Raw genomic sequence first — 14,953 nt, forward strand, 5'->3', positions numbered from 1 at the left:
CACGGTGCTGCTGAGCGGCAGCGTCGGGCGTCGAGGCCGATGTCCGTAGCTGATTCTGGCAAGAGGGTGTGACGGTCCGCCGCGTGTCGGTCGCGGTGGTCGGGCGTTCCGGTGCCAGGGTCCTTGGGGAGTGCGGTCAGCGACGGGGCCGGGAGCTATCCGGCGGGGGCGGGGAGGCCGGTGAGGCGGGCGTGGCCTGCCAGGACGATCCGGGCCCAGCGTGACCGGTCGAGAGATGCAGGACCCGCTGCCGGGCATGCCGAGCGATGGTCGCGGGGACCTGGAACAAGCGGTGGCGCAAACGTTTGGGCTCCCACCGCCGGGCGGGCTGGTCGGCGTAGCCGAGCAGCCCCATCCAGGCAGTGATCTCGCTGGCCAGTGCGACGATCTGGCACCAGATCCGGTTCTGGGCGAAGGTCTTCAGTGGCAGGTTCCGTAAGCCGGCGTCTTTCGCGGCCCGGATCCGGTCCTCGCAGCGGGCACGGCGACGGTGACGGATCTCGAGGTCCGCGAGCTGGCCCGTGGTGGTGTTGGTGGCGAACGCGGTGAGCCGGTAGCCGTCGATGTCATCGAACCGCAGCTGCGCTCCGGGATGGGGACGTTCGCGGCGGACGATGACGCGCATCCCCTTTGGCCAGTCCTCGTCGAGGTCGAGCAGCCCGGTCAGTTCGGCGACATCCGCGCCGTCCCGGACGTCGCCGTCGGAGTTGTAGGCAGGCTCCCAGACGTGCTTGGGGATCAAGCGGAACAGCTCCGGCGTGTTCGCGGGCAGGGTGAATCCGACCGAGTACGAGACCCGCCGCTTCACCAGCTCCTGCAGCGTCTTCTTCGTCCCGCCGGCACCATCAATCCGGACCAACACCTTCCGCCCCGGCCGGGACCCCATCCCCACCTGCGCCAGCGCATCAGCGATCACCTGCTTGTGATCGGCTGCGGTGTTCGAGCCAGCATTCCCGGGACGCAGGAGGCAGGTCAGCATCTCCCCGGACCCGCCCGCGCCGTGGTCAACGAACGCGAGCAGCGGGTGGAATCCGAAGCCCTTCTTAAACGTTGGCCTCGCGAACTCTTTCTCGCTATGGGACGTCACCAGCGATGCGTCCAGGTCGATGACCAGTGGGTTCTTCGCCGTTGCGTTCGCGTTGGGGGCGTGGTTCCCGGCCTGAGCCCAGGCGTTCTTGCGTGCTTTCCGGCGGGCCGTGCTGATCGCGCTCTCGGCCTTGTCGACGTCACCGGCCAGGGTCGTGAGCAGGCGGGAGATCGTCGGATCCGAGGCCACAGGCCCATACACATCTGGTTCCGCCCGCAGCGTCGCGACATCAGCCAAGCAGTCCCCACCGACCGCCAACATGAGCGCAAGATCGGTGAGGATCTTTCCTGGGTCGTGCCGCGCGAACTGCTTCCTCCACGGCGCCAGGGCTCTGGACAGCTCGGTGGTCAGGCCCGTCGCCCGCAGCGTCTGGGTCAGCAGGATCCCGCCTGCTTGACCGACGGCGGGCACCGGTGCGACATCAACCTGAGGACGTGGATACAACCCGGTAGTATTCACCCTGAAGGTGCTCCTTGGACTGCGATGAACTGGACTCTAGACAAGCCCTATTCTTCCAGCTCAGGAGCACCTTCACCCATTACGACCCGCCCCTCGGACACCTCAACGATGAAAGCCCGAGGCTAGGCGCTCACGATCTGATCGGTGATCACATCTATGATATTCCTCACAAAGGTCCGAGGCAACTACACACCCGTTGGATCGTTCTCTCGAGGCCGTCTTTCGACTCATGCTCGTTCCCAGCTCACTCTCAAAGCAATGATCCGCCTCAGCGGATCCCGGTGGTGATGTCGTCCACCACGCGCTCAGCCACCTGCCTCACCACCTGGGGTTCTGAGCCGCGGAGGGGCCCGTGCACCATCAGCTCGGCGCAGCCGTGGACGGCCGACCAGCAGGAGAACTCCGCCCCCGGACGGCGGTAGGCCGGCAGAGCGCCGCTGGTAACGCACTCCTCCAGCGCCGCCAGCAGCTCCGCGAAGGGTGGCACCTCCTCGAGCCGCACCTGATCGGTGCCTCCTGCCTCACCGAAGAAGGCCAGTTCGAACCAGCCCGGTTCCTCGATCGCGAACTCGATGTACCCCAGCCCCACCCCGCGCAGGCGGCGCAGCGCGGCCTCGGCCCGGGCCACCAGTTCCACGGGCGTCTCGGCGCCGGTCCCGCTCGCGGCGCCCGGTTCCCCGATCCGTTCCCGCATCCGCCCCCGTTCCCGCATCCGCGTGGCCATTCGCTCCTGGATCTCCTGGCCCAGTGCACCCATCAGGGCTGCACGATCGCGGAAGTGTCGGTACGCGGCCGCGGGGGTCACGCCGGCGCGGCGGGTCACCTCACGCAGTGACAGCGCCGAGGGACCCTCACAGCGGGTGATCTCCAGGCCTTCGGCGATGAGAGCTGCCCGCAGATCACCGTGGTGGTAGCGGCGCGCGTCGACGGACGTGGTCCCCACTATTGACGCCCCTCCCCCGCAAGTTTACGGTGTTCACACAATGTGGATGGTGTTCACATGGACTCTATCCCTTCCTACCTGGGGGTCGTCATGACCACGCAGCACACCGCTCTCCCACCCGTCACAGATGCCGAGACCTGGAGGCGCGAGCTCGACGCCCTGCGCATCCGCGAGAAGGCCGCCACCCGCGAACTGGACGCGAGCGCCGCGCAGCGCCGGCGCCTGCCGATGGTGGCACTGCCGGACTACACGCTGGAGTCGAAGGACGGTCCGGTGAGCCTGGCCGACGTGTTCGAGGGCCGCTCGCAGCTGATCACCTACAACCACATGTGGAACCCCGACCCCGATGCCGAGTGGCAGTGCGGGGGCTGCACCGGCTTCACCAGCCAGTTCACCCGCCTGGACTTCCTGGACCTGTACGACGCCCGCTTCGTGGTCGTCACCCAGGGCCCGATCGACACGGCCTTCGCCTACCGCGAGAAGGTGGGCAACCAGATGCAGTGGTACTCCACCGCCAACAGCCCTTTCGGCGCCGATATGGACGCCCCTGCCGGCGGCGGGTTCGCCGTGAACGTGTTCCTGCGCGACGGCGAGAAGGTCTACCGCACCTGGCACACCACCGGTCGCGGCACCGAGCAGCTCTCCCACACCTTCCCCCTGGTGGACCTGCTGCCCTGGGGCCGTCAGGAGGCCTGGCAGGACGTCCCGGACGGCTGGCCGCAGTCCCCCACCTATGAGAAGTGGCTGGACTCCCCCGACGTTGCTCGGCTCTACGGGGCCTCGCAGTCATGAACGACACTGCGCAACAGCGACATAGCACGGAGCGAAATCCCCGCGCCGGACGTTGCCGAACTCACCCACCTCGTAGCCGAGCGCACTATCCACGCAGCGCCAGAGCGGGTGTTCTCCCTGCTCGCGGATCCCTCCCGTCATCACCTGACCGAACCCTCCGACTGGGTGCGGGGCAGCCTGGAGCAGTCGCCTGCCACGATCACGGAGGTGGGTCAGGTGTTCGGAATCGAGATGTTCCACGTCAACGCGGGGGGCCGCTACGAGATGCACAACCGCGTCATCGCCCTGGAGCCGGAGCGCACCATCGCGTGGGAACCGGCCCAGTACTCCGCAGACGGCATCCTGGAGACCGGCGGCTGGACCTGGCGGTACGACCTCGAACCCGCGGGTGCCGACACCCGCGTGCGCCTCACCTACGACTGGAGCGCCACCCCGCCCGAGATCATCGAGCAGATCGGCGGGATGCCGGCCGTGGGCATCGACCATCTGGAACGCTCCCTCGAGGCCCTCGCCGGTGCCGTGGAGACCAGCCACGCCTGAGCCCCGTCTACCCTCCGCCCAGCAGTAAGCGATAACCTGCGCACGACCACGAGACGAGGCGGGTGCACGTGAGCGAGGGGAACGACCCGTCGGCCCAGCGGCCGACCACCGAGGGTGCCGCCGCGCCCTCACGCCCCGCCCTGCCCGGGGACATGGACCTGCCGTGGAAGGCCACGGCTGAGCGCCGCGACCTGTGGGGACCGGCCCCGAAGCCCCTGGAGGGAAAGGTCCACTCCCCCGCAGCCGGCAGCTCGACCGAGCTGGTGCGCTCCGGCCCCCGTCGAAACCCCCTGGTGTCCTTCGGGGTGCCGGTGTTGACGGGCTCGGCGGCGGCCTTCGCCGTGGTCGCTCTCGGGGTGGCCGGGGTGATCGCCGGGCCGATCGCCGCGATCGCCGCCGGTGTGGGGGTGCTGGCCGCGGGCGGCCCCGGTGGCCTGCTGTACTCCCTGCGCCCGCAGCCGGCCCGTCTGCTCACCACCGGTGCCGACGTGCCCGATTCCACCCGCGAGATGCTCGAGCAGATCCTGCACGCCACCGCTGAGACTCGCGGACGCACCCGTGACCTGCGCGCCCGCGCCTCGGACCCGACAGCCCTGCAGGTGCTGAAGGACGTCGACGCGCTGCTGGTGCGGATCGACGCCCTGGCCGGCTCCGAGGCGATACAGACCCTGCGCCCCTCCTCCGGTGAGGTGACGATGCTGGAGGGCATGGCCTCCCGGTACGTCCCGGAGCTGGTGGACGCCGCTGAGGACATCATCGGCTTCCTGGTCACCTTCCGCGGCTCCGCCCGCGAGGAGGCGCTGGAGAACCTGCGGGCCGTGGACCAGCAGCTCGGTGTGCTGGCCGACGGCGTGGAGCGCATCGAGCAGGACATGGTGGCCGGGGTGTCCCGCTCCCTCGAGGTGCACTCCGAGTTCCTGCGCACCCGTTTCGCCGATCAGCACCTGAACCCCATCATCGACGTATGAGAGCCGCCGGTCCGCCACCGCCCCGCCGGGGCCGACGGACCGGCCCGACCATTCCTGTCCCCGCGACCATCAGCCTGAGGAGGCCCCCATGGACAAGCTTCAGCCCCCACCCCGCCGAGGAGATCGTGCCCGCCGAGCCCGTCGAGGAGCTCAGTGAGGAGAAGGCCGTCTCCCTGCTCACCGACCTGCCCGCCGAGCAGCAGAAGGAGCTGGAGACCCGCGCCGACCAGTGGCTCGAGGAGATCTCCACCCTGAACCCCCACTCCCAGGAGTTCACCGCCCAGGTCAACGCGCTGGGCGCGGTGGCGCGTCGTACCTTCGAGCGCACCAGCGGCACCTCCTCCCGCTTCATGGAGCAGTCTCTGCGTGATGCGAAGGAGTCCGGCGGCAGCCAGGAAGTGGTCTCCAAGTCCCTCGCGGACCTGCGCAACACGATGGAGGACCTGGCCCCCAAGGAGGACACCTTCGCTTCCAAAGCACTGAGCTTCCTGCCCGGCCGCGGCGCCGCCAAGCGCTACTTCCGCAGCTTCGAGTCCAACCAGAAGCAGCTCGACGGTGTGCTGACGGCCCTGGGCCGCGGCCAGGAGATGCTGCAGCGCGACAACGCGGAGCTGGCCGTGGAGCGCCGCGGACTGTGGGAGGACCTGGGTGCCCTGCAGAAGGCCTCCCACCTGCTGGGTCTGCTGGATGATCGGGCGGTGGAGAAGGCGCGGCAGGCCCGTGCGGAGGGACGCACCGAGGCGGCCGACGCCCTGGAGCGCGACGTGCTGTTCGCCGTGCGTCAGCGCCGCCAGGACGTGGCCACCCAGATCGCCGTCACCGTGCAGGCGTACATGGCGATGGGCCTGATCGAGGACAACAACACCAAGCTCGCCCAGGGCGTGGAGCGGGCCCGCACCACCACGGTGACGGCACTGCGCACCGCGGTGATCACCGCGCAGGCGCTGGAGAACCAGAAGCTGGTGCTCGACCAGATCGACGCGGTCAACTCCACCACCGATTCGCTGGTGGCGCGCACCTCGCAGATGCTGGCCGACAACTCCGTGAAGATCCAGGAGCAGGCCGCCACCTCGGGCGTCTCCGCCGAGACCCTGCAGAAGGCCTTCGACAACCTGTTCACCACCATGGACGGGATCGACACCTTCCGCGCCCAGGCCAACCAGAACTTCCTGGAGACCGTCAACGCCCTGGAGCACCAGGTGGAGCGAGCCCAGCCCTACATGCGCCGCATGGAGCAAGCCCCCGCCCAGCAGGCCCAGATCGACTCGGCCTCGGACCTGCTGCGCATCGAGGACTGATCAGCTCCTCTCATCGCCGCGAGCGGCGATTTCGTTGAGCATCTCAGGAGTGAAAGGCCACCGATCTCGCTATTGATCGATCAGCATGACCGGTCAATCATCACGGCCGCTTCAAGGTGCGTGACCGCGTAGCCGAGCTCGATGCGTTCCTGCTCCAGCCGTGTGCCGCCCGTGGCGAGTTCATCGTGCAGGATCTGCTCGCTCCCGGTCAGGCGTGAGAGCGTGACCACCGGACGCACGGACGTGGTGACGGCGAGCGCTCGATGGTCTTCGAGGGTGTCGGCATCCATGAGAATGCTGGTGACGTCGTCATGGTGGTGCCGGGCCCGGTCCAGGATCCGGAAGCCGTCTGCGTCGATATCCCCCCAGTAGATGACCGGGACGTCTCGTATCCAGGGCACGTCGAGCAGGCTGGGGATCGCGTATCCGGAACCGCTCACGGCAACCGCCTCGGGGATGTCCGGGAGCACCTGGACGGTCTCAGCGTTCTCACACACGATGACCACGCGGGGGGTGAGCCCCAGATCAGGCAGCTGCCTCACGGCGATCCGGCAGCTTCGAGGGAAGCCGGGGTGTCCCTGTCGAAGTCGGGGATCGAGGACCAGGACGTCGTGGAAGACGGGGTCCGAGGCGAGGCCGAGGTCCTCCGACCCGTCGGCGCGGGCGGCGCCGACGAGCCTGCTCACCAGTGACCGGTGATCCCGCAGCCACTTCGTGTGCATACCCGGGAACGGCACCTGGCGGATGCGCAGCCCCGAGCGGGGGTGGGACAACAGCCAGGCCGCCACCGCGATCGACAGATCGGCATCTGTCGGAGACATCCGCAGCCACTGCGCGCGCGACCGGTCCATCCCCGCAGCGACCGAGTGACGCAGAGCCTCGCCCCCCACCCCGGGATGATTGGCCAGGTGGGGAGTCTCCTCATGGTGGGCCAGGTGGGACACCGCCGCTTCGTAGCGGACACGCAGGAGCTCCGCCTCCGCCTGGGTCGGTCCGCCGGCACACTCGGTGAGCACGTCAGCACCGGTTGCACCCCATCGCACGGGGACTCGCTGGGAGCCGAGGTGTGCCCAGCGGCGCTCCTCCCACTGCACGTGGAGGCCCAGCGGTTCGGGGGCGCGACGCCACAGCTGGACCCACTCGGAGACCGCGGGCGGGTCGGCAAGTGCCTGCGCAGCCGTGGGAGGGTGCAGGGGCACGCTCACGGTCGCCTTCGAAGGCTCAGCGAGCCATGCGGGCAGGTTGCGATCCCACTTGGTGCGCAAGGTCGCTCGGACGTCCTCAGGTGTGCGCATGTGGACCTGATCCCATGTCGGTGAAGGCGACTGCCGAGAGCCGCGAGGCCCGACCGGTGGGGTTGGAGACGACCGCCGCTCCACCGACATACTCCTCGATCGTCTGCAGCATCTTCAGGGGTGTGGCCAGCAGCAGTTGGAAGCCGAAGGAGCGGAAGACCTCCAGTCCGGCCCGAGTGAAGTGGATATCGGTCTTGTCGAAGGCCTCATCGAGCACCACCAGACCGTACGGCGGGAACCCATCGGCGCTGGAGGTGAGCTGGTAGCGCAGGGCCGCAGCGAGGCAGAACGTCACGAGGCGCTGCCGCTGGCCACCGGACCGCCCGTCGGACCCCTTGTACACGTCGACCACCATGCCCTCGGCGTCGATCTCGCGCGCCTCGAACTCCACATGGCGACGGGTGTCGAGCACCCGCTTGCGCCAGGATTGATCTGCGCTCTCCGCGGAGCCCAGCCGGCGCAGGACGTGGTCCATCCGCGCGAACCGCTCCTCGGCCGCTGTGACGCTCTCATCGTCCTGGTGGAAAGCACCGTGGGTGATCTCCATCAGCTCCCCCAGGAACGCTTTCGCCTCGTCGCTCAGACGCTGATGGGCTATCAAGGTCAGCCAGGTGCGCCGTTCGGTGTCGAAAGGGGTGGCACGCAGTGACTCATCCACCGGTCCCAGTCGCTGCTGGACGTCGCGGATGGCGTGCGCGATGTCCGCGCGGAGCTGACCGATGTTGTTCTGGGACTGGGTGCGCAGCAGGTCCCGGAAGCGATGCTCGAACTCCGGCAACCGATCGGACTCCAGGCGACCCAGCTGCGCGAGGAAGTCCGGGGTGGCCGCGATGTCGTCGACCAGGTTCACCGATCTCTCGGCCCACTGACGCAGGTACCGAGCGCGGGCGAGCGCCAGCGCACTCTCCGCACTGCGGATCTGGTCCTTGACCTGATCGAGCTCATCGCGGATTTGCCCGGAGACCTCACTGATCACGTCGGGCAGTTGCTCACGCGCCAGCGTGCGCCGCCTGGCCCGGACCCGTCGATCGAGCTGCTCGCGATGCACGAGGTCAAGGTGCGCATCGGCGAGTTCCCCCCGAGCTCGTTCCAGATCGGCGGTCGCGGACTCGACCGCAGCGGACAGATCGTGGTGCCGGTTGCGAGCCTGCTCGGCATCGTCCCGGGCCTGCGCATGGTCCTCCCCAGCAGTGCGGAGCAGGACCTCCAGGCGGGCCATGTCGGCGTCGGACAGCAGGTCCTGTCGCTGCTGCCGCAACGTCCCGAGGCGCTGATCGACGTCGACGGCGTCGATGTCCTCCCAGTTCAGCTGCAGCAGCTGAGCAAGGTCGAGGTCCCGGTCCCGGAGGGCCCGCCGCTGCCGCTCCATGTCTGCAAGGCGTTGCTGACTCTGCGCGATCTCCGCGTTGGCCTGCTCGAGCTGCTGCCTGCGCACCTCGAGCAGAGCCGCGTTGTCGGTACCGATGACCCAGTGGTCCCGGTCCGAGATCCGATGGCGGTCATCCTTGATGTGGCGATCACGGTTCTTCACCTGCCCGGCGCGACTGAGTGCCTTCTCATGCCGAGCCAGCTGCTGCGCATCGTCGACCAGGACGTGCGGGAATCCCGAGGAGATGCGGCCCCGCAGCCACGACTGAAAGGGAGACGGTGCGAGTTCCAGCACGGACAGGACGGTGCGATGCGAGACCGCACCGGCATCGTGCCGGTGTCGATCCGTTTCCCGAACCCGTTCGTAGGAGATGCGCCGGTTCCAGTGCCGCGCATCGACAGCCCGGGCCACAGCAGGGTAGAGACGCTCAGGAACCAGGATGGTCGTGGAGAGTCCTGCCAGCAGTCGCTCGACGGCGCCCTGCCACTGCTCATCGCGGACGTTCATCAGCTCGCCGGCGAACGGAAGTGAGGCCGGGGACTCGCCGGCGGCCTCGGCGAGCTGGTCCCTCACCTCCACCAACGATGCCGGCAGGTTCGATCGCCGAGCGTTGAGGGATCGGATCTCCGCGATCAGATCGTCCCTGCGCCGTGTGGCCTCGGCGTGCTCCACGTGAACGGGACCGGAGGTCCGGGTCAGGCCACCTGTCTCGTGATCGATGCGCTGTTGTTCGCGCTGGGCCTGGGCCTGGGCACTGGCGAGCTCCTCCGCGGTGCCTGGCATCGGGGAGCCGAGGCGGTCGAGCACCGGGGCGATGCGGTCGATGTGGTTCCGAACCCGTTCCTGGCGGTCCTCGGCCTGCTCGATCCGGCTCTCGAGCACCTGCAGGGCGGCGCCGCCGCGGTCATCGAGGGCCTGTCGGGCACGACGCTCCGCCTCCCGGGCGTCGTCCTCCGCGCGCCGGGTCCTGTCCCGCTCGTGTGCGGCGGCAGCGAGCTCGATCTCGCTCGCGCTCAGGTCACTCTGAGCGAGTTCAGCCAAGCGGGTGTACCGGTACGTCCCGACGGCTGCCAGCAGTGCGGAGAGCTGTTCCTGTTCCGCAGTGGCAGCACGGTGGACCTGCCACTGCTCCCTTTGAGGGATCAGCGCCTCGATCTGCTCACGCGCATCGATGACGGTGGCGTGCGCGTCCTGCAGAGCCCGGAACTGTTCGACAGCCTGGTCCGCGAGGGCGAATGTCGATGGCGTCTCGAGCATGAAGCCGCGCAGCAGGTCGTCCAGCGAGGTCAGGGACTTTGCTGCCTGGGTGCGGTGCAGTAGCCGCTGGGCGTCCTCGCTGCCGATCCCGGTGAGCCGTCGCAGGTGCACGCCGAACCTGGTGTAGCTGTCCTCGGCTGCCTGCGGGGAGAGCTGCTGCTTCAGGCGCCGTCGATCGATGCCCGTGTCGCACAGTCGGAGGACGTCGGCCAGTTCTGTCGGCCGATCGAACAGGACGAAGGCGGAACGGAGATCGACGGCTGCAGCGGAACGACCCGCCACGTGCATCACTCGCATCGCCGTGACGGCGCGCCCCAGACCGTCCTCGAAGGTGAGCGCGATGCCGGAGACAGTCGTCGACTGCCGCAGGTAGCCGGGGCGCACCTCGCCGGTGGCCTCGTCGGTATGCCGACGGTAGGCGCCGCGCACGTAGCTCATGGGTGAGCGGTCACGGTCACCGGCCGGTCCGTCCTGGGCAGCGGCGTTGAAGCGCGTCTCACCGGGTTTCATGAGCACTGCACTGATGGCATCCAGGATCGATGACTTCCCGGAGCCGGACTCCCCGGTGAGCAGCAGACCTGCACGGGGCACGGTGAGGTCGTGGCGCTTGTCGAAGGTGCCCCAGTTGTGCAGCTGGATGCGGGCAAGTCGCATCTGCCCGGGATGGGAGACTCCCGCTGCGGTGGGGTCGAGGTCGAGGCTGGTCTGGCTCACGTCGCGCTCTCCGTCTCGTCGAGACCTGTCTCATCGGTGTCCGGCTCGTCAGGGTCCGGCCCGTCGGAATCTGCGTCGTCGGACTCTGCGTCTTCTTCTGTCATCCCGTCGGCACTGGGCAGGTCACCGGTCCCTCCGCGCCGCAGGCGTTCGTACTCCACCTCGATCCCCTCGATCACCTCGGGGGTCAGGATCAGCGCGAGGATCGAGGACACCTCCCACCGATCGTCGGTGTCCGTGGGGAGCAGGATCGACCACTCCCGCATCCGCTTGATGCTCGCGGTGAGCCTCTTGCCGAACTGCGCCTGGTCATGACCGGAGGAGGTGGCGTAGGCCTGCATGTGCGCCTCGATCTCATCGCGCCCCACCACCATCCGCTCCTGTTGGGCAGCGCCTTGGAGCAGCAGATGCCGGAGGTGGAGGAGCAGCGCGGAGTCGATGAAGCTCAGCGGTGCCTTCCGCAGCACGCTCGGGACGGCCTGGTCGAAGTCGGGGCCGGGCTCGAGGTTGCGGGAGAAGGCGACCTCGGCATCGGCGTCGATCACCAGATCCAGCAGCAGGTCGCCGAGGTGGCGCCGTACCACCGCCTCGTGTGCCAGCAGCGCCGACCACACCAGAGGATCACGGCGGAAGGAGATGTACGGTCCGCGCAGCAGCGCGACCAGTGCTCGGCGCACGTCCAGCGGCAGGGTCCCCGGGTCACCGGGCCACAGCACCACACGATCGTCACTCTCCGACATGACTGTCCTTTCCGAGGGGGCGGGTGAACCGGCTGCGACTGATCCGAGCGCTGCGCCAGCCATTGCCGCCGTTGTGTTCGGCTCGTCCGACACCGGCTTCGCGCTCGGCACCTGCTCTTCTCCCGACCAGGCGCCATCGCACCGTCTCCACGGTGTCGGACGGCCCCTCGACCCGTTCACCGTGCCGATGGGCGAGGACCAGCAGGCCGACGATCGAGGCGAGTCCCTGAGTCGCAGGATGCTCCTCGAGCACCTCACCGACAGTCGCCGTGGAGCGGCGAGAGAGGACATCGTCGACTGCATCGACCAGTTCAGCCATATCGATCTCCGATTCACGGATCGCTGCGCGCATCGCCTCGAGATCGAGCACCTCGGTCGACGCGAGCTCGAGATCGTCCTGCGCTGTGACGTCCGAGGGTACGAGCAGATGCAGCTGGCCGACCGAGCGCGGGGTGAAGGTCGACAGCGTCAGCTCCACACCGATCCTAGTGTGAGGCCTCACCTGGGGCGCGATCTCCAGACCGATGCGCTGGGGCCTGCGGAGCCGATCGGCAAGGGCCCGGAACTCCTCGAACTGCCGGGAGCGGACGAATTCGCGCAAGGACCGTGACAGGTCGATCATGGCGTGCCGCACCTGGTGGGATTCCCGTTGCAGACGGGCGAGGTACGACTGCAGGTACACGATCCGTTCGCGACCGAACCGGTGCGCGAAGGGACGGGGGGCAAGCGCATCCACGGCATCGTGGAACCTCGCTTCCTGGACGGGGTCGATCACCATGTCATGGAACGCGGCGAAGGAGCGTCCGGCCTCCGAGTCCTCGATCGCGTCGACGCCCAGGAACAGTTGGTCGAGGATCTCCCCCTGCGAGCCCTCGTGCTCCACCAGGTCCAGGCGCAGTCTCCGGTGCAGCCTCTCCAGTTCACCGCGCACCCGGGTGAAGTCGGACGGTACGTCCAAGGCCAGGGAGTACAGCTCGTCGATCGTCTCCAGTGCCTGAGCCTCCGGAAGCGGTTCTGCACCCAGTTCCATGACCTGTGCGATGGCCTCGTCGAGGCGGTCGCGCTCGGTATGCAGTGCCTCCAGCCGCCCAGCCGAGTCAGCATCGGTGTCGCGGGCAAGGGTGCGCAGCCGTTCGGTCAGCAGGGTGAGCCGGGAGCGTGTCACGGCATCGCGGGGGGTGTGCAGCTGTTCGATGAGACGCAGGGCGCTCTGAGAGTTCTCGGTGAGGGCGAATTCCTCCGTCCGTTCGGTCCGTGCAGCGCGGCGTGTGAGGTAACCCTGCTCTACCCATGTCGCACAGTACTGCTGGGCCGTGCGGGGCAGGTCGATGCCGTGGAAGCGCAGTTCCGCGAGGTCTGCAGACAGGAGGTCGTACAGGTCAGCGGCGGTACGGGTTCGCACATCCCCCGCGAGATGCGTTCCCAGGAGGCCGAGAGTGACAGGGGCGTTGTCGGTTCGCAGCAGCGCGAGGACGCCTTCCCCGCCGAACAGGTCCCGGTTCTCCAGTGCACGGGCGATCGCGGACATCAGCGGTCTCCTTCCTGTTCTTTGAGCGGCACAGCAACATCACAGCAGAGGCGCACCATGCGCATTCAGGACTCGCGTCGGAGCTGGATCACTCCACCAGGAACAGAGTAGGGACCCGCACCGACAGACGTGGGCCACCCCGGAAATCACCGGCCCCGCAGCACCTCGAACACGATGGAGTCGTCGCGGCGGTCGAAGGTGCCGTCGACCATGCGCTGCCCGCGGTCGCCGAATATGAACGAGGCGGCGGCGCCCGACCACGGGGGCTATGGGCCCCGGTCGCGATCTACTGCTGCGAGCACTGCTCGAAGCACTGAATCCCGGAGAGGCCCGGGTACCGCATCGAACCTATGCGGTACCCGGGCTCTTCCCTGCTGTGCGGCCCCCGGAACTCGGTTCGGATCGCTCAGCGGCCCGCGGATCAGTACCCGAACGCCAGCGGCGCCTGGTCGTCGGTCTCCACCCACACGGCCTTCGGCTCGGAGTACTCCAGCAGGCCGTCCCATCCGCTGGAGCGGCCGTGGCCGGAGTGGCCGAAGCCGCCGAAGGGGGCCATCACGTTGATGGTCTTGTAGCTGTTGACCCAGATGGTGCCGGCCCGCAACTGCCGCGCCACCCGGTGGGCGCGGTCCACGGCTCCCGTCCACACGGCGCCGGCCAGGCCGAAGTCGGTGGCGTTGGCCAGCTCGATCGCCTCGGCCTCGGTGTCGAAGGGGATCGCGGCGACCACCGGCCCGAACACCTCCTGCTGGGCGATCGGATCGGTGTTGGACACCCCTGCCAGCAGCGTGGGCGGGAAGAAGAACCCCTCACGGTCCAGGCGGGCACCACCGGCGACCACCTGCGCTGTCCCGGCCGCGGCGTCCACCAGTTCGGTGATGCGCTCCAGCTGGGCGCGGTTCTGCACCGGCCCCACCTGGGTGTCGGCCGCCAACGGGTCACCCTGCTGGATGCTGCGGGCCAGCTCCCCGAGCCGCTCCACCACCTGGTCATGCACCGAGCGCTGCACCAGCAGCCGGGACCCGGCCACACAGCTCTGCCCGGCACCGGAGAAGATCGCGGCGGTCGCCCCGCCCACGGCGCGGTCCAGGTCCGCATCCTCGAACACGATGTTGGCGCTCTTGCCCCCCAGCTCCAGCACACAGGGGATCAGCGCCTCACCGGCCGCAGCCGCGATGCGCCTGCCCGTGGCGGGTGACCCCACGAACACCACCTTGCCGATCCCGGGATGGGTGACCAGGCGCTGCCCGGCCGTCGGCCCCAGCCCGGCGATCACCGCCACCAGGCCCCGCGGGGCACCGGCCTGCTCCACCAGGGAAGCCAGCACGATCGAGGTCAGGGGAGTGAGCTCGGAGGGCTTCAGCACCACACCGTTGCCGGCGGCGAGCGCCGGAGCGAGCTGCCAGCCGGCGGTGAACACCGGCGCGTTCCACGGCGTCATCTGGGCGACCACCCCGTAGGGCTCGCGCAGGGTGTAGGTGAGGTGGCTGGTGGGCACGGGGATCGTCTGGCCGTGCTGCTTGTCCGCCCAGCCCGCGTAGTACTCGAACATCTCGGCGACCTTGGTGGTCTCCGCGCGGGCGTCGCCCAGGATCTTGCCGCCGGTGCGCGCCTCCAGCCGTGCGATCGGCTCGAGCTGCTCGCGCACCAGCTGGCCGATGCGCCACAGCACCTGGCCGCGGTCCGACGCGGTCATCCCCCACCAGCGCTGCTGCGCGATGCGGGCCGATCGCACCGCGGCATCCACGGCCTCCTCGCCGCCGTCGCGGTAGGTGAACAGCTCCTGCTCGGTCGCGGGGTCGATCAGCGGCACCTCGTCGCCGTCGCCGCTGTGCACGACGCCGTCGATCCAGCTGCCCACGGCGTCGGAGCCCAGCAACTGGGCCCACAGTGCGGGGGCGGGGGCGGCGGGCGGCTGGGGTCGGCCTGCTCAGAGGTGTCGTGCTGTCCGGGGGCGTGGTCA

Annotated in this window: 10 protein-coding genes and 1 pseudogene; 4 read left to right on the forward strand and 7 right to left on the reverse strand. The window is 68.8% G+C overall.

The window, feature by feature from the left end; translation table 11 throughout:
* Positions 1 to 155: 155 nt before the first annotated feature.
* Positions 156 to 1,546: pseudogene (locus tag IOE58_RS03015) on the reverse strand (IS1380 family transposase).
* A 268-nt stretch (positions 1,547 to 1,814) separates the two neighbouring features.
* The gene (locus tag IOE58_RS03020) at positions 1,815 to 2,489 is read right to left on the reverse strand and encodes a TetR/AcrR family transcriptional regulator (protein WP_259890397.1); all 675 of its coding nucleotides are present in this window, start codon (positions 2,487 to 2,489) and stop codon (positions 1,815 to 1,817) included.
* 90 nt (positions 2,490 to 2,579) lie between these two features.
* Between IOE58_RS03020 and IOE58_RS03025 the strand changes: the two genes are divergently transcribed.
* The 4 genes from IOE58_RS03025 (at position 2,580) to IOE58_RS03040 (ending at position 6,087) form a co-directional block, all read left to right on the forward strand.
* Positions 2,580 to 3,281 carry a DUF899 family protein gene (locus IOE58_RS03025; RefSeq protein WP_193865167.1) on the forward strand — a complete coding sequence of 234 codons (702 nt, stop codon included), beginning with the start codon at positions 2,580 to 2,582 and terminating at the stop codon, positions 3,279 to 3,281.
* A 36-nt stretch (positions 3,282 to 3,317) separates the two neighbouring features.
* A complete protein-coding gene (locus IOE58_RS03030) occupies positions 3,318 to 3,821 on the forward strand; it encodes an SRPBCC family protein (RefSeq protein WP_193865168.1) in 504 nt (167 codons plus the stop codon).
* 68 nt (positions 3,822 to 3,889) lie between these two features.
* Entirely contained in the window at positions 3,890 to 4,789 is a 900-nt protein-coding gene (locus IOE58_RS03035) for a hypothetical protein (protein WP_228018760.1), read from the forward strand.
* Between the two features lie 125 nt (positions 4,790 to 4,914).
* A complete protein-coding gene (locus tag IOE58_RS03040) occupies positions 4,915 to 6,087 on the forward strand; it encodes a toxic anion resistance protein (protein WP_348981849.1) in 1,173 nt (390 codons plus the stop codon).
* Positions 6,088 to 6,167: 80 nt separating this feature from the next.
* Here IOE58_RS03040 and IOE58_RS03045 read toward each other — a convergent pair whose 3' ends face one another.
* The 5 genes from IOE58_RS03045 to IOE58_RS03065 all read right to left on the reverse strand — a co-directional run bounded on the left by IOE58_RS03045 (position 6,168) and on the right by IOE58_RS03065 (position 14,869).
* Positions 6,168 to 7,382 (reverse strand): Wadjet anti-phage system protein JetD domain-containing protein, encoded by a 1,215-nt coding sequence (locus IOE58_RS03045; protein WP_193864972.1) that lies wholly within the window; start codon positions 7,380 to 7,382, stop codon positions 6,168 to 6,170.
* Entirely contained in the window at positions 7,369 to 10,722 is a 3,354-nt protein-coding gene (locus IOE58_RS03050; protein WP_193864973.1) for an SbcC/MukB-like Walker B domain-containing protein, read from the reverse strand. Before IOE58_RS03050 ends, IOE58_RS03045 begins: the two co-directional genes overlap by 14 nt.
* Positions 10,719 to 11,462 carry a DUF4194 domain-containing protein gene (locus IOE58_RS03055; RefSeq protein ID WP_193864974.1) on the reverse strand — a complete coding sequence of 248 codons (744 nt, stop codon included), beginning with the start codon at positions 11,460 to 11,462 and terminating at the stop codon, positions 10,719 to 10,721. The genes IOE58_RS03050 and IOE58_RS03055 overlap by 4 nt, the downstream gene beginning before the upstream one ends.
* A complete protein-coding gene (locus IOE58_RS03060) occupies positions 11,449 to 12,990 on the reverse strand; it encodes a DUF3375 domain-containing protein (protein ID WP_193864975.1) in 1,542 nt (513 codons plus the stop codon). Before IOE58_RS03060 ends, IOE58_RS03055 begins: the two co-directional genes overlap by 14 nt.
* A gap of 421 nt (positions 12,991 to 13,411) precedes the next feature.
* Positions 13,412 to 14,869, reverse strand: coding sequence for an aldehyde dehydrogenase family protein (locus IOE58_RS03065; RefSeq protein WP_228018762.1), 1,458 nt, complete (start codon positions 14,867 to 14,869; stop codon positions 13,412 to 13,414).
* Positions 14,870 to 14,953 lie beyond the last annotated feature (84 nt).

The sequence above is a fragment of the Brachybacterium epidermidis genome (assembly GCF_015209585.1).
Classification (GTDB): Bacteria; Actinomycetota; Actinomycetes; order Actinomycetales; family Dermabacteraceae; genus Brachybacterium; species Brachybacterium epidermidis.